This is a genomic window from Fontisphaera persica (genome assembly GCF_024832785.1).
Taxonomy (GTDB): domain Bacteria; phylum Verrucomicrobiota; class Verrucomicrobiia; order Limisphaerales; family Fontisphaeraceae; genus Fontisphaera; species Fontisphaera persica.
Map to the genome: position 1 here is coordinate 872,221 of NZ_CP116615.1, position 19,437 is coordinate 891,657.

Genomic DNA, 19,437 nt, shown 5'->3' on the forward strand with positions numbered 1-19,437 from the left:
CCGGCTCATTCCTGAAAACGTCCGGCCCACCGTTCAATCGTGTTCACCAGCGCCAGCAGCCCAAACGAAATCGCCAGCAACACCACCGCCATGGCCATGGCCCCCAGATAATTGTATTCCTCCAACCGTGTCACAATCAGATAAGGCGCAATCTCGGTCCGGTACGGCAAGTTGCCCGAAATGAAAACAATCGAGCCGTATTCCCCAATCGCCCGCGCAAATGCCAGCGCAAAGCCGGTGATCATCGGCGGCAGCAGCATCGGAGCAATCACCCGCGTGAACGTGCGCCACCGGCCCGCCCCCAGACTGGCCGCCGCTTCCTCTACATCCCGCTCCATCGCCGACAGCACCGGTTGCAGCGTCCGCACCATGAACGGCAGCCCCACAAAAGTCAGCGCAATCACCACCCCCAACGGAGTGTAGGCCCCTTGGATGCCCAGCGGCGCCAAATACCGGCCCAGCCAGCCGTTCTCGGCAAACAAACTGGCCAGCGTCAAACCCGCCACCGCCGTGGGCAGCGCAAAGGGAAAATCTACCAGCGCATCCACCAGCCGCCTCCCGGGAAATTCGTACCGCGTCAGCACCCACGCCAGCAACGCCCCAAAAATCGCGTTAATCAGCGCCGCACATAAGGATGCCCCAAAGGTCAGCCGATAAGCCGCCAGCGCCCGCTCGCTGAGCGCTTCCCGCCAAAAATCAGACCAGCTCAATTCCGCCACCCGCCACAACAACGCCCCAATCGGCAGCAGCACAATCAGACTCAGATAAAAAATCGTAAAGCCCATCGTCAGGCCGAAGCCCGGCAGCAGGGTGGTTTTGCGTGTGGACATTTTTTGGCGGTCTATCTTTTGTCTAAATTGTTTCCGGCCCCCTGCCAATTACAAATTCGCCGCATAGGCAATAAATTGGCGGTACTCCGACAGCAGCGCCAGCGAAGCCCTCACCAGCGCTTCCAGTTTGGCTTGCATCTCCCCGGCTCGCGGGCTTTCCAAAATGATGTCAAATGGTTGCGGCGCCTGCTCCGGCGGCCCATGCAACACGCCGGTGAATCCTTCCCGGATGATGCCGTTGCTCGCCGGAAATCCATCTATTTGACTGGCCCGGTTGATGGGCACAAAGGCCTCGGCCGCCGCCAGCGCCGGCGGCAGCAAATGCTCGCTCAACGAGGCTCCGCTGGCGTAACCATAAAAGCCGGGACTGGTGTCATCCGTGTGCAGCGCTATGAGACCGTTCAGGCGGTGAGCTCGCAGCTCCGCCTCCAGCAACACGACTTCCGGCTCACGGCTGCCGCGCCAAAACTCGCGATTCAAATCCTTGCCAGAAGCCGACTCCCGCCTGCCCGCCGCCAAACCCGTTGGATTGCACAAAGGATATACATACAGGCAATAGCCCTCCGCCAGCGCGGGCTGCTTGGCGCAGCGCCGCAACAATTCCAACGCGGCCAGCACCCCCTCCGGCTCATCCCCGTGCAAACCCGCAAAAATCCCAATCCGCAAAGGCTCCGCACCTCCTTGCGGCCCAAGAAAAATAAAACGGGGCAGGGACACCCCGGGAGCATCGCCCGACTCATGCCTCAAGGGCGAGGCATCCAAAAACGAAGCATGTTGGGCGGCCTGTGCCTCCACTTCCGCCAAACGCTTTTGAATGATGCCCACTTCGTGCATGAGTTGATGACGACTAATTATGTCGTGATTTTCGGCAAAACTTTTTGCGACGGCAAGTTTCATGGAAGAATAAATCAGTTTTTTATCGGAATTTACGGCGCAACATTTGGTCGAATTCACCATTCTCCGCAAAATGGCGTTTATGCGCCGCCTGCCAGTTGCCAAACACAGACTCCAACTTCACCAGCCGGGTCTCGGGAAATTGCTGCCGATATTTTTCCAACACCTCGGTCTGGCGCGGGCGAAAGAAATGCCGGGCGGCGATTTCCTGCGCCTGCGGGGTGTAAAGAAACTCCAAATACGCACGCGCGATTTCCAGCGTTTTGCGGCGGGCAGCCACCCGCTCCACCACCGCGACCGGCGGCTCGGCCAGAATGGTCAGCGAAGGAATCACAATTTCCACCTTGTTCCTGCCAGCCTCGCGCACCGCCAGCAGAGCCTCATTTTCCCACGCAATCAAAACATCCCCAATGCCGCGCTGGATGAACGTGGTAGCAGCGCCGCGCGCCCCGGAATCCATGATGGGCGTGTTGTGGTAAATGGCCGTGACAAATTCGCGCGCCTTGCTCTCATCTCCCTGGTGCTTTTCCAAAGCGTACGCCCACGCCGCCAGATAATTCCAGCGCGCGCCCCCGGAAGTCTTGGGATTGGGGGTCACCACTTTAACATCGGCACGGATTAAATCAGGCCAATCCCGGATGCCTTTGGGATTTCCCTGGCGCACGAGAAAGACAATGAGCGACGTGTAGGGGGCGCTGTTGTAGGGTAAACGCTCCTGCCAGTTCGTGGGCAATAACCTCGCTTTCTGCGCTATCGCATCAATATCGTAGGCCAGCGCCAGTGTCACAACATCCGCATCCAAACCATCAATCACCGCGCGCGCCTGCTTCCCCGAGCCACCGTGCGACTGCAGAATGTTCACTTTCTGGCCCGTCTTTTCCCACCACTGCCGGGTGAAAACCTGGTTGATTTCCGTATAAAACTCGCGCGTCGGGTCATAAGAGGCATTCAGCAGCCGAATTTCTGCGGCTTGCAACCCCACCCCAAGACCCGCCACCGCCAAAACCAGCCCCAGCCAGATTGCCCACCTGGACTTCGCCCTTGGTAATCCTCCCAGAAACAAGCCAACACCCCGCCAAAACCAGACAAACAAGCAAGGCCTCTGGCCCCTTGTCCTGCTCATCTGTTTTGTTGTCCGTGGCATTGTCCGTTAATGCTACACAAGCAATCTAAACCAAAAATCTACTATGTCAATGTACTTTTTATAATATTTATAAAGCACTGTTATGCAATAATATATATACCAATAAATAAATTATTTTTGAAAAATACGATTAATATGTGTACATTTACGGCGCTATGAAACTGACATCGCGCGGGGAATATGCCTTGCGGGCTTTGGCAGTCTTAGGCCTGCGCTACGGCCAGGGCGTGGTCAGCATGCAGGAGATAAGCCGCCACCAAAACATCCCCAAGCGGTACCTCGAGCACATCCTCAATGACCTCCGGGAAGCAAGGCTGGTGGAAAGCCGCCGCGGCCTGCGCGGGGGTTACCAACTGGCGCGGCGTCCGGAGGAAATTAACTTGGCCATGGTGCTCCGGCACCTGGAGGGCGCCCTGGCGCCCGTAAGTTGTGTCAGCCAGCATTTCTATCAACCCTGCTCCTGCCCCGATGAGTCCCGCTGCGGCATCCGCAGTGTCATGGCCGAAGTTCGCCAAACGCTGGTCCAAACCCTGGAGCGCATCACCCTCGCCGACATCTGTGAGCGCTACCGCCGCTTGCAGGGGCCGGTGGAGAGTCCGTTGGACTTTGTCATTTAGCTTTTGCCGCCGCCGTGGAGTCTCTGTCGTCGGCACATTTCTCCCGCTCAAACCACACATAGAGCACGGGCAGGAGAACCAGCGTGATGAACGTTGAGCTTAAAATGCCGCCGATGACCACCGTGGCCAGCGGACGCTGGACTTCCGCCCCCGGTCCCGTGGCAATGGCCATGGGAAGAAATCCTAAACTGGCCACAAAGGCAGTCATCAACACCGGCCGCAAACGCGTCATCGCACCTTCAAAGACCGCCTGGCAGATGGTTAGGCCGCGCTCGCGCAGTTCATTGAAATAGCTTAACATCACCACGCCATTCAACACCGCCACCCCGCTGAGGGCAATAAATCCCACTGCCGCCGTGATGCTGAAGGGCATGCCGCGCAAATACAGGGAAAAAATCCCCCCGGTGACCGCCAGCGGCACCCCAGTGTAAATGAGAAAGGTTTGGCGCAGGCTCCCAAACGCGGTAAACACCAGCAGAAAGATGAGCACCAGGGTGGCGGGCACGACAATCAAGAGCCGCTGCCGGGCCACCTGCAGGTTTTTGAATTGTCCCCCGAACTCCAAACCGTATCCCTCCGGCAGCTTCAAGTTTTCCCCCAGTCGCGCTTGGGCATCCTTGACGAAACTTTCCACGTCCCGCCCGCGCAGGTTGACCATGATGGCCACGCGCCGATGCCCATCTTCCCGGACGATGGGGTCCACGCTGGAAACGGTGCGAAACTGGACGACTTTTTCCAGCGGAATCAGGCCTGTTTCGTGCACTCGCACGGGAAGCTGGCGAATAATCTCCAGGCGCTGGCGGAGGTCGCCGGCCAGCCGCACCACCATCGCAAATCGGCGGTCGGCTTCATAGAGCCACCCCACGGTTTCGCCCGCCAGCGCCGTGCGAATGGTTTGATTGACCTCGCTGGCACGCAAATTATACCGTTGCAGCGCATCCCGGTCGAGGTGGATTTCCAGCACGGGGGCGCGTCCCTGCGCCTCAAACTCCACCTCCCCCGCGCCGGGCACCTTTTCCAGCAGCTCCTTCGCCTGGGCGGCGAGCGACTCCAGAATATCGTAATCCGGGCCGGTAATCTTGACCGCCAGGTCGGAGCGCACGCCTTCCAGCAGCTCGTTAAAACGCATCTCAATCGGCTGGGCAAACAGCAAAGATTGCTCGGGCAGTTCCCGCCCAATTTCCTCCTCAATGAGGGCCGCCAGCTCCGCCTTGGTGATGGTGCGCCCCCCGACCTTGCGCCATTGCTCGCGGGGTTTATAGAAAATGTAGAGGTCATTCTGGCTGGGCGGCATCGGGTCGGTGGCCACCTCGCTGGTGCCCAACCGGCAAAACACGCGCTCCACTTCGGGAATCTTCAGCAGCAGGCGCTCGGTGGCCAGCTCCATCTCCAGCGAGGCGTCCAGATTCATGCTGTTGGTGCGATATACCATCACCGTATGAGAGCCTTCGTCCAGTTTGGGCACAAACTCCGCGCCCAACTGGCGAAAAGCCGCCACCGACAACGCCGTCCAGATGATGGTGCTGACCAGAATGATCCACGGCCGTTGCAGGACCAGCCGCAACGAGGGGGCATAGGCCTTTTTTATGATGCGTCCCAGCCAGTTGTCCTCCTCGCGCAGGCGCCCCCCCAGCAGGTACGAGCACAGCACCGGCATCAGGGTCAGTGCCAGCACCAGGGCGCCGCCGAGCGCAAGCATCACCGTGATGGCCATGGGATGAAACATTTTCCCCTCAATGCCCGTCAGCGCGAGAATGGGCACATAAACCAGCGTAATGATGAGCACGCCAAAAAACATGGGATTGGCCACCTGCTTGCTGGCCTGAGCCACGGTTTGCAGGCGCTCCACCCGCGTCAACGGACGACCCAGATGACGCTGTTTCTCTCCCAGGGTGCGCACAATATTTTCCACCATCACCACCGCGCCATCTATGATGAGGCCGAAATCCACCGCCCCCAGGCTCATGAGATTGCCGGAAATGCCCAGATTTAACATGCCCGTCAGGGCAAAGAGAAAGCTCAGCGGAATGGCCGCGGCCACAATCAGGGCGGCCCGCCAGTTGCCCAGCATGAGGAGCAGCACCACGATGACCAGGATGGCCCCTTCAAAAAGATTCTTTTTCACGGTGGTAATGGTGCGGTCCACCAAATCCGCGCGGTTGTACTGAGTGCGGATTTCCACCCCGGGCGGCAGCCGCGAACTGATTTCCTGAATGCGCTCATGAAACCGGTGCGCCACCACCCGGCTGTTCTGCCCGGCCAGCATCATGGCTGACCCCAGCACGGTTTCCTCGCCATTCTCCGTGGCGGCCCCCGTGCGGAAGCGGGTTCCGGTTTCCACGCGGGCAACATCGCGCACCAGCAGCGGGCGCACCCCGGCCGCAAACTTGATGGGCAAACCCGCAATGTCTGCCGCATTCATGACGCGGCTGACCGTGCGCACCGTCAACTGATTGGGGCCGGAATGAATGACCCCGCCCCCGGCGTTCTCAGCATTGTCCCGCACCACTTGCGCCAAATCCGCAAAGGACAAACCCGCCCGGGCCAGAGCCTCCGGGTCGGGTTGGACGACAATCTGCTTCTCATAGCCGCCGTTGGCGTTGATTTCCGCGATGCCCGGCGTGGCGCGAAGCATGGGTTTGATGACAAACTCGTGCAATTCGCGCAGCTCCCGCAGTTGTTCCATGCGGTCGGCAGGTTTGTTGGTGGCGTCCGCCCGCCAGGCCAGCGTGTAGTAGTAAATTTCTCCTAATCCCGTGCTGATGGGCGCCAGGGTGGGTACCAGCCCGGGCGGCAGCCGTTCCGCCGCCGCCATCAAACGTTCCGAGACCAGTTGGCGGGCGCGGTAAATGTCAGTGCGGTCCTTGAAGATGAGGGTGATTTGAGAAAGGCCAAACTTGGTCAGCGAGCGCATCTCCTCGACGCCCTGAATGCCGGACAGCTCCAGCTCGAGCGGAATGGTGACGGCCTTTTCCGATTCTTCCGGAGCAAGGGCGGGCACTTCGGTGTTGATTTGGACTTGCGGACTGGTGATGTCCGGCACGGCATCAATCGGCAGGTGCATGGCCGAATACAGGCCAATCCCCAGCGATACCAGCGCCACCAGGAGCAGAAACGTGCGTTGCCGCAGCGAAGCATCTATCAATGAATGCAACATGCAAGCCTCACGAGGTGGGGATGCTTATAAACCATTCAAGGGCCGCCCAAGGAGCGCCTCGAGTTGAAGCTGATGTTCCATGGCCTGTTGCCGGGCCGTCAACATCGCCTCATATGCCTCCAAATACTTCATTTGCATTTCCACATACAGCGTCACGGGTACCGCCCCCAGACGATAATGCTCATCAGCCAGGTCTGCCGCCTTCCGGAAAGCTTCCATGGTTTCCGGGGGATACCGGTTCAGATACTGGAGCTGTTGGCGCAACGCCAGCGCATGGCGGGCCACCTGTTTTTCCAATTCAAGCTGCAACATCCGCAGCGATGCCTCGGCCTGCATCTGGCGGGCGCGGGCGGCTTCAATGGCCCCTTCGTTTTTATTCCACAGGGGCAGCGGGAGAGAGACCGCCACGCCGACGATGCGTTCGGTATCCTGCGCCGACTCCGCGGAGTAATAGGGCCCAACTTTGATGGTGGGGTAACGCTCATGCCGGGCCAGCTCGACTTGAAAACCTTGCTGCGCCAGTTCCACCTGCCGCAGCCGCAATTCAAAGCTGTTGGATAGCGCCCAGTACATGAGTTGGGGCAGGGGAGGAACATTCGTGACCAGTTGCCAGTTGGCCGACAGCCGCAGAGGGGTATCGGCCGGCAGGCCGCGCCATTGATTTAACTCGATGAGGGCCAGGTCGCGCTCCTGCCGGTTCTCGTGAGCGCGTTGTTCCAAGCCCAGCCGTTGCGCTTCCAGTATCCGCTGGTCCAACACCGGAGTCACGCCCGCGGCCTCGCGTTGCACCAACACCGCCAGCAAACTTTCCAGACGCTGCCCAATTTCCTCCAGCACATCCACCCTTTGCTGGGCGGCAAAAGCCACGCGAGCGGTGGCACGAACGCGGGCGGCCAGTTGATTGCGAAAATGGGATAGCCCCAGTTGGGCCAGCTCCACCTGGCGGTTGGCAATGGCCTTGCGCAAGGCAAGGCGGCCGGGCCATTCAAACGTTTGCGAGACGGAGACCGACCAGGCAACGCCATCCCCCAGGGCCGGACCGTGGCGTTCCCAAACACGTTTGCTGCCCAGTTCGGCCGTGAATTCAGGGTTGCTCCATTGGCGTGCCGTTCGCTGCCCGGCCTTGGCGGCGGCAATTTCGGCGCGATAAAAATCCAGCTCCGGGTTGCGCTGCAGGATTTCCTCCACCAATTGCTCCACCTGCACCACCGGGTTGGTGGCAGCGGCCAACGCCGTTGCCGGCGCAGAGGTTAAAAAGATGGGTAAGGCGAGAGCGAAGAGGACGCCTGAAAGTGGCCTGAGGCTCAACATGCCATTATGGTCTCTTTAGTTTTTGTACGGTGTCAACCGGATTGTTTCATTATTCCTCGGTGGCTGTTGCCAGGATTCCCGTTACCTCGCCAACAACGGTGACGGCCTGACTTTGCCAGGGTACCAGCAACGGCCTCCGTCGAGCTTGTGGCTCTTTATCGCGTTGCAAAATAATCCATGACTTGGGCGCGGCAAGGGCCTCTTGATTTTTAATTTGCCATTCAGTGCCTTTGTCTCATATTTACGATGTTTTAACCAAGGTTATGAATCGCAATCGCGCTGAAAAGGGGGCTGCCGCCCGGTTCAACGGCAGAACAGAAAACAGGTTACTGACAACGCTGGCGGACATCTTTGTGAGGAGGAATTACCTTTCCCACTGGGCCTGCCTCGTCTTGTGCGCCTCCATACTGGGGGCGCAGGCAGCACGGCTATATGTGCCTAATGGTTCATTTGAATCGCCCACCACCACTTTCGCTGACCCCCGCATGGACGCCTGGCAGAAAACGCCCAAACCCATGTGGTTTGTCGAGGATCCCCAGGACCCCGTCCGCCAATGGTTTAACCTCAGCGGCCAGTTTCTCAATGTCAGCACCAATGACCCGGCTTACATTGACAACCTCCACGGCGCCCAGGCCGCCTTTCTCTTTGCTCTGCCCGAGGTGGGCATCTTCCAAGAATTACGCTGGCCTGCCACCTCCAACGCGCCCGCTGGTGAGGCGCGTTACCGGCCTGGCCGGGCCTATCGCTTGAGCCTGGGCGTCATGGGCGGTGGCGGCGCCATGACCAACGGCGTCCCCCTGCGCGCCTCCCTATATTATCTTGATGCTTCCTCCAACCGCGTGCCCGTGGCCTCGCTCGTCATCACGAACACCCCGGATACTTTCAGCAACTTCAATCACTTGGTGGAATTTGCCCTCGAAACCCCTAAAATCACCCCCCAGGACCCCTGCGCCGGCCAGATTATCGGCGTGGAAATCATGTCCCTCGCCGGTTTTGACAACATGGGCGGTTATTGGGACTTGGATAATATAAGAGTGGAGGAAATCATCCCGGTGCCCAACGGCTCCTTTGAATCACCGCGCACGCCTTTCGTGGACATCGTCATCACGGGCTGGGAAAAATCTCCCAAACCGTTCTGGTTTGATGAAGGCCAGGGTTTCTTGTGGTCCCAGTTGACCGGCGTATTTGTTAATCCGGCCGTCACCAATGCCGAGCACACCCCCAACATGCACGGCTCCCAGGCCATCTGGCTCTTTGCCGTGCCTCAGGTCGGTTTGTACCTTGACCGTTATGCGCGCGACATGATGGGACAACGTCCCACCCCGGAATTCGACGCGGTTTATGAAGTGGGCCAGGCCTATGAACTCACGGTGGCCGTTTTCGGGGGCGGCGGCGCCATGACCAACGGCGCCAGCATGCGCATCGGCCTGTATTATCTGGACGAGGCCACCAACCGCGTGCCCGTCGCCTCCACCTCCATTGTGTACACCAATGAAGTATTCGTCCGTTTTTTCCGCGATTACAAGGTGCGCATCCCCACCGTCAAACCCACCGATCCCTGGGCGGGGCGCCCGGTGGGCATCGAACTGCTTTCCACCACCGGCTTTGATAAACAGGGCGGATTCTTTGACATAGACAACGTGCGCCTGGCCGCGTTCCAGGAGCCGCAGACCGTTGCGCCCCGTGTAACCAACGGGCAATTCCAGGGAGTGGTGCGCGGCGAACCGGGCGATGTCCTTGAAGCGATGACCACCGCCGACTTGCGCCAGCCCACTGCGCATTGGACCCCGGCGGCCCGATTGACGAACCAGACCGGCCATGTCATCTTCTCCATACTGGCCACAGATGCCGACGCCAAATACCTGTTATGGCGCAAGCAGCCTTGAGGCCCGGGAAAAAAGCTAATCATGCGCCGCCGCAGACACGCTGAGGCCGTCGGCGGCTTCACTCTGGTGGAGCTGCTGGTTGTGGTGTTGATTCTTGCGGTGCTCATGGCCCTGGTGCTGCCGGTGCTGGCCTCGGCCAAACAGGCGGGGCGCAAGGCGGCTTGCATCTCCAACCTCCGGCAAATCGGCCTTGCGGTGCATGCCTATGCGCATGACCACGATGGCCGCATCCCGTTTGGCCCCAAGGCCCCGCCCTTTACCAGTCCCGCCAGTTTCTATCCCTCCACCGGCTCACCCACCAGCCTGTTGTCCATTCAAAATGGCGCCCCCGCAGGATTGGGTTTGTTGCTGGCCGAGTATCTGGCCAACACTCCCAAAGTCTTTTTCTGCCCCGCTTCTGACCAGCCCCTGGATGCGGATGTGGAATTGGACCGAGTGGGCCGCACTCAGGCTCAGAGCAGCTACTATTATCGGCACGGCGGCAACACCCGGTTGTTCGACACCCCCGGCGCGCCCTTGCCCGAGGCTCCCGTCCTGGGCCGGCTGGGTTACAATCGCAATGGCGACCCCATCCGCGCACTGGCGATGGACACGCAATTCCTCAGTCCCGAGGATTTGGCCACGTTCAACGTCAAACCACGCACGCATCACCGCCAGCAGAACGTCAATATTCTGTTCGCCGACGGCGGCGTGGCCTCCCGCCCCAATCAGGACGCCCGCTATTCGGTGGACGTTCGCGACTACAGCGATATCCGCGACGCCTTCAGCCGCATCTTGCGCGCCCTGGAGCAGGCCGACAAAGCCCAATAAGGAATGCTTCAGGAACTGCGGGGCAGGGCCACCTTGCCGGTGCGGGTCAATTCCTGCACCCCAAAAGTGCTCATCAGCGCGATGAACTTTTCCACCTTGCTTTCCCCGCCCGTAATCTCGATGGTCAACGACTTGGGCTGCACATCCACAATTTTGGCGCGGAAAATGTCCGTGATTTGCATCACCTCCGACCGCGATTTGGCATCCACCTTGACCTTCACCAGCGCCAGCTCCCGGTCCACATATTCGCCGTCCCGGAAGTCAATCACTTCCAGCACATTAATCAGTTTATCCAGTTGCTTGATGATTTGCTCCAGCGTGGCGTCATCCCCGCGCGTAACGATGGTCATGCGCGAGATTTTGGGGTCCATGGTCGGGGCCACATTGAGGCTGTCAATGTTGTACCCGCGCCCGCTGAACAAACCCGCCACCCGGGTGAGCACCCCAAACTTGTTTTCCACCAGGACAGAGATGGTATGTCGCATAATAATTTAGTCGCGTGGTTGATTGTGACTGCGGTTCATTGTCATCCGGTTTGCCGGCCGAGGGTGGCTTGCGTGGCGGCCTGAAAATCAAAAACCCGCGTCTCTCCTGGAGACCGCGGGCGGCCAAGAGGCAAGCACACCAAAGCTCCGGGCCGCGTCAGTCGTTGCCGACTACGCCTACCAGCACCCACAGCTTGTGTGTCTCTGCCAACATTCGGCGCAAACCATAGCGGCCTCTCTGCCGCCGGTCAAATAAATTCACCCGAATTTTCGCCTGGCTGGCGTGCCCCGCCTGACGCCCGCAACCTGCGGAAAGCCATCCTCTCACCCACCGCTCCCGGCCTAAATGGCTGCCAGACAACGGCGGCACAAGGTGGGATGCTCCGCATGGCTTCCCACATCCGTTTCCCAATGCCAGCAGCGTTCGCATTTCTCCCCTGCGGCTTTGGCCACCACGATTGCCAGTTGCTCCCCTTGCTTGAGATGCAGTTGCGAGACGTTCAACAGCTCCCGCAAATCCTCCTGCAACGACGCCATGAGCGCGTAATCTTCACGGCTCAATGTCAAGGTCGCCTGGGCCTCGAGGGCTTTGCCAATCAACTTGGCCTGACGCGCTTTTTCCAGCTCGGCCAGGGCGCTTTCCCGCACTTCCAACATCCGTCGCCACAAGGCGCGCTGGTCTTCCGGCAGGGGAACTCCCTGCGCCTGCCACTGGCTCAGGTGCACCGATTCCGTCGCCCGGCCCGGGAGATGCTCCCATGCCTCATCCGCGGTGAACACTAGGATGGGCGAAAGCATCTGGCTCAGGCTGGTGACCAGCCGGTGCAGCGTGGTTTGAGTGCTCCGCCGCCGCGGGCTGTTGGCCGGATCGGTGTACAACCGATCTTTGACCAGATCATGATAAATGGCCGAGAGCTGCACTGCGGCAAACTGGCTCAACCTTTGATAAACCGTGTGGAATTCATAGGCCTCATAAGCTGCCATGACTTCCTGCTCCACCGTGGCCAGTTCATTCAGTATCCAGCGGTCCAGCCCGGTTAGTTGCTCCGTCGGCACTCCATGTTGTGCCGGGTCATAATCGTAAAGGTTGGAAAGCTGATAGCGCAGGGCATTGCGGATGACCCGGTACGTCTCGCCCACTTTGCGGATGCGCTCGTCGCTGACCACGATGTCATTTCGATAATCCTGGGAGGAGACCCACAGACGCACCACGTCCGCGCCGTGATCTTTGATGTACTGCTCCGAGGTCTGCGGCTTGAGGTAGCCCCCTTGGCCCTGCTTGCTCTTGGAAATTTTCTCGCGATCCGCATCCACCATGAACCCGTGCGTCAGCACGGTTTTGAAGGGCGCCGCCCCGTGGGCTGCCAGGGAAAGCAACAGCGAGGATTGGAACCATCCACGATGTTGATCCGAACCTTCCAGATAAACATCGGCCTGCCAGTCTTCCGCCGCCCCGTCCGCCTTGCCGTGGCGCAGTTCCGGGCGCCGCATCAATACCGCCCGCGAGGAGGAGCCGGAATCAATCCACACGTCCAGCGTGTCCATGGATTTGGTGGCGGCCTCCGGCCCGTTCCAATCCTCCGGGCGCAATAGTTTCCACAGCTCTTCGGCCTTCGTCTCAAACCAGACCTGGCTGCCGTGCTTTTCAATCAACCGGGCGGCCGCCCGCACAATGCGGGCATCCAGAATCGGCCGGCCGTCCGCATCGTAAAAAGCCGGCAACGGCACACCCCACGCCCGCTGCCGCGAAATGCACCAATCCGGGCGTGCCTCCACGGCGCCTTTGATGCGATTGACCCCCCAGGCGGGCACCCATTGCACCCGGTCAATTTCGGCGAGGGCGCGCTGCCGGAAACCCTGATGGTCCACCCGGATGAACCATTGGTCCATGGCGCGGAAAATAATCGGCGTTTTGCTGCGCCAGCAGTGCGGATAGCTGTGATGATAGTTCTCCTGGTGCAGCAGTAATTTACGCGCACGCAATTCGTGGAGCACCGCCTCATTGGCATCGCTCTTGCCGTGTTTTTCCAAAATGGATTTGCCCACCATGGCCGCCGGCATTTGCTGCTCCACCGGCAAATCTGCGGTATGGGCAAAACAACCCTCATCATTCACGGGCGAGTAAATCGGCAGCCCCTCCCGCAAGCCCAGCAGGTAGTCCTCCATGCCATGCCCGGGCGCGATGTGCACAAAACCCGTGCCCGTCTGGTTGTCCACAAACTCATCCCCCGCATAGAGCCGGCCGGTGCGCTGGCAGAATGGATGCTGGTACACCAGCTCTTTCAAATGCTCCGGATACAGCGTGCGGATAATCTGATAATTCTCCCATTGGCACTTTTCCGCCACCGTCCCCACCAGCATCGTTTCCAGGATGTACAGCTCCGCCTCCACTTGCACCACCGAATAGGTGAAGTTGGAATTGTAGGCCACCGCCAGATTGGCCGGCAGGGTCCAGGGCGTCGTGGTCCAAATCAGCAGGAAATTGCCCGGATGATTCACCAGCGGGAACTTTACATAAATGCTGGGGCTGAGATGGTCCTGGTATTCCACTTCCGCTTCCGCCAGCGCCGTCCGGCAGGGAATGCTCCAGTACACCGGTTTCTTCCCGCGGTAGATAAACCCTTGTTCCACCAAATCCGCAAACAACCGCAATTCATCGGCCTCGTATTCTTTGTTTAATGTCAGATAAGGATTTTCCCAATCGCCCAGCACGCCCAGCCGTTTGAACTGCTGCCGCTGAATTTGAATGTACTTGCGCGCATAAGCATCACATTCCCGCCGGATGGCGGCGGGGTCTGTGGCGGCATTCCCGGCCTTGCGCAGCTCTTGGATGACCTTGAACTCAATGGGCAGCCCGTGACAATCCCACCCCGGCACATAGGGCGCGCAAAAACCCCGCAGGGATTTGTACCGGATGAGAATGTCCTTGAGCGTCTTGTTGAGTGCCGTGCCAATGTGCACATCGCCGTTGGCAAAAGGGGGGCCATCGTGGAGCACAAACTTGGGCGCGCCTGCGCGGGCCGCCATGATTTGCTCATACAGCCGCGCCTTTTCCCATTGCTCCAACCGCTCCGGTTCGCGGCTGACCAGGTCGGCTTTCATGGGGAAGTCCGTCCTGGGCAGGTTCAATGTCGTCTTATAGTCCATCTTGCATCCTTCCCACAATCGGGCCGCGACGCTACCACTGGCGGCACGAAAACTCAAAGGGTAAATTATCCGCCGGGTCATGGCCATCCTTGCCAGAAGGCATCGGCCTCCCTGGCAGGCGGGCCTAGTCCCGCTCGATCGGCTGGAAATAATGTTCCTGCGGCCATTGGGCCGCCCTGCCTCAGAGGGAGGGAGGCTCGTAGCCGGCGGGTGGACGTGGATGATGCCCTAAAAACGCACTCGCTCCAAAAACTGCAGGCTCTGTGGAATTTGCTCCGCGGCGGTGGGAGATTCATCCTCAATAAAGTACCATTTCACTTTGGCCCGGCGCGCCGCCCGCAGCACTTCCGGATAATTCACCTGGCCGGTGCCCAGCGCCACATCATTGGTGACGTCTGTGCTTCCAGAAAGACTTCCCCGCGCCACTCCCTGCTTCAAATCCTTGAGATGCATCAATTCCCAGCGGCTCCCATATTTTTGCAGCCATTTGGCGGGGTCCTGTCCCGGATAAAACACCCACAGGACATCCATTTGAAAAGCCACATATTCCGGCTTGGTCTCTTTAATCATTAAATCCATCAAGGTTTCGTCCTTGTAGGGATGAAACTCATATCCGTGGACATGATAAAAGAACTTGATGCCTTCCTTGGCCAGCGCTTCGCCCGCCTTGTTGAACACCGCAATGGCGGCCCGTGCCTGGGCTTCATCAAAGGGCGCCTTGTGTGGTATCCACGCGCAGCCGGCGTACTGCAACCCCAGAATCTTTGCTTCCTTGATGACCTCCTCGATTTTGTCACGGTACTGTTCATAACTGAAGTGGCCCGCAATGGGCACCAGCCCATGCGCATCCAGCATTTCTTTGAAGCGCAACGGATGCAGTTTGTAAGTGCCGGCCAGTTCCACATACTTGATGCCGTAATCTCTGACCTTCGCCAGCGTGCCGGGTACATCTTTGGCAAACTCATTGCGCAGGCTGTAAAGCTGCAGGCCAAGCGGCCCGCGAAAACTGCCGCCAATGCCCGCCTGTTTCTCCTTGGGTGCCGGAGCGCCCCAAAGAGCGGTTGCGGTCAAACACACCAACGCGGTGGCCCAGGAAGTGATGGATATTTTCATGCCGCTTCAAGTCATATCATAAAACCCGGGCTTTGCAAATAGCAGAAGTGCCGGTGCTCCGGGCAGGGGGGGGCCTTCTGGACTTGCCACCAAACCGCCCCTGGCAGGAGCAGAATCTGACGCCAATGTGGGCGGCTCAAAAAACTTAAAAAAAGACTTGTCAAAGCAGTTCAGCCCCGTATGTTCGCCCCTTGCCTGAGCCCCGCGAGTGCGGGAGCTTACCAGAGGCTGAGAAATGAGCGGTAAACGAGTAACCTAACCTTTAACCTCCGTTGCCGGAGCAACGAATGGCCGGTTAGGCAGCGGAGTCTTCCGGGGCTGTTTCCCCGAAAAGTCTCCCCATTAACCCATAAACACGAATGGCTACGAACGCCGAGTTTGCAGAGTTATTACAACAGTATGATCGTCCCCTCCGCGCAGGGGATATCGTCGAAGGCATCATCATCGAAGTCCGCCCCAAGGAAGTCCTGGTGGACATCGGAGGCAAAAGCGAGGGCATCGTCCCCGCCACGGAATTCATCGAATTTGACAAGGTCAAGGTAGGAGACAAAATCCCCGTCCTGATTGAAAAACTGGAGGACAAGGAAGGGTATCTCCACATCTCCAAGGAGAAGGCCGAATTCAAGCAAAACTGGGAGCGGATTCTGGCCATTGCCAATGAAGGCGCCACCGTGACCGGCGTGGTGAAGGCCGCCGTCAAGGGCGGACTAATTGTGAACATTGGCGTGGAGGCCTTTCTGCCCGCCTCCCAGGTGGACGTTTCGCCCCCGCGCAACCTGCAACAATTCGTCGGGCAGACCATCACCTGCAAAGTGGTCAAGGTCAATCAGGAGCGGCAGAACGTGGTCCTGAGCCGCCGGGAGCTGATTGAGCAGGAGCGCAACGAGCGCCGCGCCAAACTGCTGGCTGAAATGATGCCGGGCGACATCCGCAAGGGCACCGTCAAGAACATCACGGACTTTGGCGCCTTCATTGACCTCAACGGCCTGGACGGCCTGCTGCACATCACCGATATGAGCTGGGGCCGCATCAATCACCCCTCCGAAATGCTCAAGGTGGGTCAGGAAATTGACGTGGTGGTGCTCGAAGTCAACCGCGAAAAAGAGCGTGTCAGCCTCGGCTTGAAGCAGAAGATGCGCAATCCGTGGGACAACATCGAGGAGAAATACCAGGTCGGCCAGAAGGTCAAAGGCAAGGTGGTCAATCTGGTCCCCTACGGCGCGTTTGTCGAATTGGAGCCGGGTGTCGAGGGCCTCGTGCACGTCACCGAATTGTCCTGGACCAAGCGCATCGCCAGACCGTCCGATGTGCTCAAGCCCGACCAGGAAATCGAAGCCGTGGTCCTGGGCATCAACCGCGACGAACAAAAAATCTCCCTCGGCGTGCGGCAGCTTGAAACCAATCCGTGGGACAAGGCGATGGAGAAGTACCCGCCCGGCACCCGCGTCAAAGGCAAGATTCGCAACCTCACCAGCTACGGCGCCTTTGTGGAGCTGGAAGAGGGCATTGACGGCATGGTCCACGTGTCCGACATCTCCTGGACGCGCAAAATCAATCACCCCTCCGAAGTGCTCAAGAAGGGTGAGGAAGTCGAAGCCGTGGTGCTCGAGATTGACAAGGCCAATCAGCGCATCGCCCTGGGCATCAAGCAGCTCACCAGCGATCCGTGGGAGCACATTGATGACTACTACAAAGTGGGCGATCTGGTGACCGGCAAGGTGACCAAGCTCGCCAGCTTCGGCGCCTTTGTGGGCTTGCAGCACGACATTGACGGCCTGGTGCACATCTCGCAGGTCAGCGAGGAGCGCGTGGACAAGATCAAAAACGTGCTCAAGGTGGGCCAGGAAGTCACTGCCCGTGTCATCAAAATTGACAAGGCGGACCGTCGCATCGGCCTGTCCATTAAGGCCGCCAACTACTCCGCGGAGCAGCTCAAAGCCGAGCAGGCCGCCCTGGATGCCCTTAAACCGGGCGAAGACCTGGTGGCCCTGCAGCATGCCTTCGAGGCCGCGGACGAGGAACGCCGCGAGCAGGACCAACAATAACCCGCTCCTTCCTTCTGTTTGCAGCCCGGTGAACTGGTCCCAGTTCACCGGGTTTTTCGTTTTTACGGCCCTCCCCCCAGCGCCTTGGCAACTCCCTCCATTTCTGCTTTGCCCAAGGGCAGGCTGGTGATATTAGAAATCCATGAAGCCGAATTATCTGCGCCTTGCCGTTCTTGCGCTCATGGCGGCGATGGCAACTTTGGGGGCTGCCGAAAAATTGGACCGCGGCCTCGTAGCCCTTCCCCGTGGCGAGGGCCATGTTTATCTGGGCTGGCGTTTTCTGGCCGGAGACCCGCCCAATCTGATGTTTGAAGTGTACCGCTCCGCTGCCCCCAATGGCCCTTATGAGCGCCTTGCCATCGTCCGCGAAACCAGCAATTACGTGGACCTGCTTGCCGGCGACAAGACCTGGTACTATACGGTCACGCCTTATGGCGAGCCGCCGCAACCCGCGGCGGCCATCAAGGTCAACGCCGGCGAACCACCCCGCCAGTATCTTTCCTTCAAATTGCAGGGCAACTACAAGGCCCAGAAAATGGGCTTGGGGGACTTTGACGGTGACGGTCGTTTGGATTACCTGGTCAAACAGCCGGACTTCAACACCGACCCCTATCAACAACCCGGTTATTGGAAAAAAAGTGAAACCACTTATAAACTGGAGGCTTATCGCCATGACGGCACTTTTCTTTGGCGCCACGACATGGGCTGGGCCATCGAGGCGGGCATCTGGTATTCCCCCATTGTGGTTTATGACCTGGATGGTGATGGCAGGGCCGAAGTCTATTGCAAGGCCGGTGAGGGCGACCCCCGTGAACCCACCGGCCATGTGCGTTCTGGCCCCGAGTATCTCATCAAATTGGACGGTCTGACCGGCAGGGAATTGCAGCGCATTCCCTGGCCCAGCCGCGATGGACTTGAGGACTACAATTACTACAGCCGGAATCTGTTGGGAGTGGCTTATCTCGATGGCAAAAATCCCAGTCTCGTCATCATCCGTGGGACCTACCGCCTTATCAAAATCCAGGCCCTCAACGCGAAGCTCGAACAAATCTGGTACTGGGAGGCCGCGGGCGAGTACCAGTCCTATCGTGGCCAAGGCATGCACGGGATGCATGCCGCCGATGTGGACGGCGACGGCCGCGATGAAATCATCCTGGGTGCCGCGGTCCTGGATGATGACGGCAAGGGTCTGTGGAACACCCGCAAAGGCCATCCGGATGTTTGCTACGTTGCCGATATTGACCCCGCCCGGCTGGGCCTGGAAATCTTCTATGGCATCGAGCCGGGCCGCCAGAGCAACACCGTCTGCCTGGTGGAGGCGCACACCGGGAAACAAATCTGGGGCAATCCCGAAATCACCGTTCACGTGCATGGCCAGGGCATGGTGGGCGACATCATCCCCGAGGAACCGGGAATGGAATGTTATGCGGGGGAAGCCAAGGGCGGCAGCAACTACTGGCTGTATGCCGCCAGCGGCAAGCTCATTAATCATGAAAACATGGGCGAATTATCGCCGAAGGCCATTTACTGGCTCGATGGCCCCACCAAAATGATTGCCATGGGGGGCGGCCGCAATGGACGCATCCTCCGGTATGGAGGCGAGAAAGTGGGAGAATTCCAAGGCACCATCATCGCCATTGCCGATTGCTTGGGCGATTGGCGCGAGGAAATCATTACTGCCTTGGAGGGGGAAATCCGCATCTATACCACCACCACACCCTCCAATTACCGCCGCCCCTGTTTGTTGCAAGACCGCCTCTATCGCAACGATGTTGCCGTGCAAACCATGGGCTACTTTTATCCCCCGCAACTGAGCGCCCCCTTGGCCCTCATGCCGCAAATCCCTCGCTGACGGCATTCCACAGTGAAGTGGAGGACATAAAATCATTGTTGCCAAAAGTGAGTCTTTTGGCCTATCATACCCCATGAAGCCCAAAGAACTGAGTGCGTTCCATGACCTTAAGTGCCATGAAGCCATGGGAAGACGATTTTGCGTTT

At 59.0% G+C, this 19,437-nt stretch carries 13 protein-coding genes; 5 read left to right on the forward strand and 8 right to left on the reverse strand.

Going from position 1 to position 19,437, the window contains the following annotated elements:
* Positions 1 to 5 precede the first annotated feature (5 nt).
* The 3 genes from cysT to NXS98_RS03315 are packed head-to-tail and all read right to left on the reverse strand — an operon-like array spanning position 6 to position 2,847.
* A complete protein-coding gene (gene cysT / locus NXS98_RS03305; RefSeq protein WP_283847046.1) occupies positions 6 to 830 on the reverse strand; it encodes a sulfate ABC transporter permease subunit CysT in 825 nt (274 codons plus the stop codon).
* Positions 831 to 878: 48 nt separating this feature from the next.
* Complete coding sequence (locus NXS98_RS03310; RefSeq protein WP_283847047.1) at positions 879 to 1,727, reverse strand: M14 family metallopeptidase; 849 nt, start codon at positions 1,725 to 1,727, stop codon at positions 879 to 881.
* A gap of 19 nt (positions 1,728 to 1,746) precedes the next feature.
* The gene (locus NXS98_RS03315) at positions 1,747 to 2,847 is read right to left on the reverse strand and encodes a sulfate ABC transporter substrate-binding protein (RefSeq protein WP_425499950.1); all 1,101 of its coding nucleotides are present in this window, start codon (positions 2,845 to 2,847) and stop codon (positions 1,747 to 1,749) included.
* 176 nt (positions 2,848 to 3,023) lie between these two features.
* Between NXS98_RS03315 and NXS98_RS03320 the strand changes: the two genes are divergently transcribed.
* Complete coding sequence (locus tag NXS98_RS03320; protein WP_283847048.1) at positions 3,024 to 3,485, forward strand: RrF2 family transcriptional regulator; 462 nt, start codon at positions 3,024 to 3,026, stop codon at positions 3,483 to 3,485.
* Here NXS98_RS03320 and NXS98_RS03325 read toward each other — a convergent pair.
* The gene (locus tag NXS98_RS03325) at positions 3,478 to 6,642 is read right to left on the reverse strand and encodes an efflux RND transporter permease subunit (protein WP_283847049.1); all 3,165 of its coding nucleotides are present in this window, start codon (positions 6,640 to 6,642) and stop codon (positions 3,478 to 3,480) included. The two genes, NXS98_RS03320 and NXS98_RS03325, sit on opposite strands and share 8 nt — an antisense overlap.
* A gap of 24 nt (positions 6,643 to 6,666) precedes the next feature.
* The gene (locus NXS98_RS03330; protein ID WP_283847050.1) at positions 6,667 to 7,953 is read right to left on the reverse strand and encodes a TolC family protein; all 1,287 of its coding nucleotides are present in this window, start codon (positions 7,951 to 7,953) and stop codon (positions 6,667 to 6,669) included.
* Between the two features lie 263 nt (positions 7,954 to 8,216).
* On the opposite strand from NXS98_RS03330, the gene NXS98_RS03335 reads away from it, so the two are divergent.
* Entirely contained in the window at positions 8,217 to 9,839 is a 1,623-nt protein-coding gene (locus tag NXS98_RS03335) for a hypothetical protein (protein ID WP_283847051.1), read from the forward strand.
* A gap of 21 nt (positions 9,840 to 9,860) precedes the next feature.
* Positions 9,861 to 10,649 (forward strand): DUF1559 family PulG-like putative transporter, encoded by a 789-nt coding sequence (locus NXS98_RS03340; protein ID WP_283847052.1) that lies wholly within the window; start codon positions 9,861 to 9,863, stop codon positions 10,647 to 10,649.
* A gap of 8 nt (positions 10,650 to 10,657) precedes the next feature.
* On the opposite strand, the gene ilvN is transcribed toward NXS98_RS03340, so the two are convergent.
* The 3 genes from ilvN to NXS98_RS03355 all read right to left on the reverse strand — a co-directional run bounded on the left by ilvN (position 10,658) and on the right by NXS98_RS03355 (position 15,394).
* Complete coding sequence (gene ilvN / locus NXS98_RS03345) at positions 10,658 to 11,134, reverse strand: acetolactate synthase small subunit (RefSeq protein ID WP_283847053.1); 477 nt, start codon at positions 11,132 to 11,134, stop codon at positions 10,658 to 10,660.
* A gap of 342 nt (positions 11,135 to 11,476) precedes the next feature.
* Positions 11,477 to 14,281: an isoleucine--tRNA ligase gene (gene ileS / locus NXS98_RS03350; protein ID WP_283847054.1), complete on the reverse strand. Its 2,805-nt coding sequence runs from the start codon at positions 14,279 to 14,281 to the stop codon at positions 11,477 to 11,479.
* Between the two features lie 228 nt (positions 14,282 to 14,509).
* Positions 14,510 to 15,394 (reverse strand): sugar phosphate isomerase/epimerase family protein, encoded by an 885-nt coding sequence (locus NXS98_RS03355; protein WP_283847055.1) that lies wholly within the window; start codon positions 15,392 to 15,394, stop codon positions 14,510 to 14,512.
* Between the two features lie 359 nt (positions 15,395 to 15,753).
* Between NXS98_RS03355 and NXS98_RS03360 the strand changes: the two genes are divergently transcribed.
* Both NXS98_RS03360 and NXS98_RS03365 read left to right on the forward strand, forming a co-directional pair.
* Complete coding sequence (locus NXS98_RS03360; protein WP_283847056.1) at positions 15,754 to 17,439, forward strand: 30S ribosomal protein S1; 1,686 nt, start codon at positions 15,754 to 15,756, stop codon at positions 17,437 to 17,439.
* Positions 17,440 to 17,581: 142 nt separating this feature from the next.
* Positions 17,582 to 19,291, forward strand: coding sequence for a rhamnogalacturonan lyase family protein (locus NXS98_RS03365; RefSeq protein ID WP_283847057.1), 1,710 nt, complete (start codon positions 17,582 to 17,584; stop codon positions 19,289 to 19,291).
* Positions 19,292 to 19,437: the final 146 nt, after the last annotated feature.

Bases quoted from the DNA above. Each gene is read 5' to 3' on its own strand.
- cysT (WP_283847046.1), bottom strand. From the start codon at position 830: ATGTCCACACGCAAAACCACCCTGCTGCCGGGCTTCGGCCTGACGATG.
- NXS98_RS03310 (WP_283847047.1), bottom strand. From the start codon at position 1,727: ATGAAACTTGCCGTCGCAAAAAGTTTTGCCGAAAATCACGACATAATT.
- NXS98_RS03315 (WP_425499950.1), bottom strand. From the start codon at position 2,847: ATGAGCAGGACAAGGGGCCAGAGGCCTTGCTTGTTTGTCTGGTTTTGG.
- NXS98_RS03320 (WP_283847048.1), top strand. From the start codon at position 3,024: ATGAAACTGACATCGCGCGGGGAATATGCCTTGCGGGCTTTGGCAGTC.
- NXS98_RS03325 (WP_283847049.1), bottom strand. From the start codon at position 6,642: ATGTTGCATTCATTGATAGATGCTTCGCTGCGGCAACGCACGTTTCTG.
- NXS98_RS03330 (WP_283847050.1), bottom strand. From the start codon at position 7,953: ATGTTGAGCCTCAGGCCACTTTCAGGCGTCCTCTTCGCTCTCGCCTTA.
- NXS98_RS03335 (WP_283847051.1), top strand. From the start codon at position 8,217: ATGAATCGCAATCGCGCTGAAAAGGGGGCTGCCGCCCGGTTCAACGGC.
- NXS98_RS03340 (WP_283847052.1), top strand. From the start codon at position 9,861: ATGCGCCGCCGCAGACACGCTGAGGCCGTCGGCGGCTTCACTCTGGTG.
- ilvN (WP_283847053.1), bottom strand. From the start codon at position 11,134: ATGCGACATACCATCTCTGTCCTGGTGGAAAACAAGTTTGGGGTGCTC.
- ileS (WP_283847054.1), bottom strand. From the start codon at position 14,281: ATGGACTATAAGACGACATTGAACCTGCCCAGGACGGACTTCCCCATG.
- NXS98_RS03355 (WP_283847055.1), bottom strand. From the start codon at position 15,394: ATGAAAATATCCATCACTTCCTGGGCCACCGCGTTGGTGTGTTTGACC.
- NXS98_RS03360 (WP_283847056.1), top strand. From the start codon at position 15,754: ATGGCTACGAACGCCGAGTTTGCAGAGTTATTACAACAGTATGATCGT.
- NXS98_RS03365 (WP_283847057.1), top strand. From the start codon at position 17,582: ATGAAGCCGAATTATCTGCGCCTTGCCGTTCTTGCGCTCATGGCGGCG.